1 protein-coding gene and 1 pseudogene are annotated in these 1,258 nt (G+C 71.1%); both read right to left on the bottom strand.

Going from position 1 to position 1,258, the window contains the following annotated elements; translation table 11 throughout:
- Positions 1 to 671 (bottom strand): inositol-3-phosphate synthase (locus tag StrepF001_RS45310; RefSeq protein ID WP_240798021.1); only part of this gene is annotated, 671 nt, incomplete at its 3' end.
- A gap of 456 nt (positions 672 to 1,127) precedes the next feature.
- A pseudogene (locus tag StrepF001_RS45305) lies at positions 1,128 to 1,258 on the bottom strand (sugar phosphate isomerase/epimerase); the annotation flags it as partial.

Genomic DNA, 1,258 nt, shown 5'->3' with positions numbered 1-1,258 from the left:
GCCCGCAGCAGCGTCTGGCCGGTCTTGCCGTCACGGCCCGCGTGGGGAAGTCCACTGGCCGCGGCGGCGTCCGTGAGGACCGGGGTGCGCAGCCCGGTGGACGGCGTGAAGTTGACGTAGGGGCAGCCGGCTCGCAGGGCGGCGGCCGCGTAGAGGGAGCTGGGCGGCAGCCGTACGGCGTCGGGTGCGGGCAGCGGCTCCGTGGAGGAGACGTTGACGACGACCACCCGCGCCAGTGCGTTGCGCACGCGGAACGAGGTGAGGTCGGCGGCGAAGTGGGTGATGAGTTCCTCGTCGCTGCACCTGTCACCAGGGAGCGGGCCGCCGGGCCGTATCTCCTCGTCCGCGGCCTGGAGTTCGGCGCGTACGGCGGAGGCGAGGCCGTGCGGCAGGACGCCCGCGCCGGTGAGGTGTTCGGCCCGCTTGGGCAGCGGGCAGTCGGCGGTGTCGTGGCCGCCGAAGACGAGTGAGTCCAGGGGCGGCAGGCCGGTGCCGTGAAACGGTGGTGTCTCGGTGACCATGCCGGTCGGCGGATGCAGTCCGGCGGTGACCGCCGCACATCCGGCGACGGCGGTGGTGGCCACCGATCCGCGGGCTCCGACGAACCAGACACCGGTGCGTGCGGTCCGCCCGTCGGTCCGGGGCTGCGATGCGTTCCCGTCGTTGTTCACGGGCTGCCTCCCTGCCATGGCGATGTTCCGATGTGGGTGGAGGGCGGTGGGCGGGGGCTCGGGGCCTCTCCGCCCGCCGCCGGCATGTGGGTGGGCTTTGGCCGCGACCTAGGAGGGCAGCCTCGTGGTCGGCGCGGTTACGGCGAGCGAGTCGGCGGTGAGAAGGCCGCCGGTGAGAAGTGCGGGATCCTTGGGTGCCCTTGACTCTGTGCTGTGCACGGATGTCCTCCGTAGGCCGGTCGAACGAGGGAAGGTCAGCTGTGATGCGCTGTCACTGGTGAACCCACCTGTAGCTCCTGTGCACGAGAGGGGACCGTAGCCCGGTTCGTCCTCGACGGAAAGACCTTGCGCAACAAGGAAGTCGAACTTTTTCCATATCGAGGACAAAGGCGTGTCCGGGCACCCCGGACCGGCCCGGCGGCTCTCTCGCCACCGGGCCTTGACCTGACCGGTGCCCTAGTTGTCGCCGCCCGCGAAGGCAGCGTCGAAGGACGCCGAGGGCGGGTCGAAGTCGAACCGCTTCAGATCGGCGAGTGCTTGCGGCGCACCCATGAGGCGGTCCATGCCGGCGTCCTCCCACGCCACGG

The sequence above is a fragment of the Streptomyces sp. F001 genome (assembly GCF_004187715.1).
GTDB lineage: Bacteria > Actinomycetota > Actinomycetes > Streptomycetales > Streptomycetaceae > Streptomyces > Streptomyces flavusporus.
Note: the sequence above shows the minus strand (reverse complement) of the source record. Positions and strands in the feature narration are given on the sequence as shown.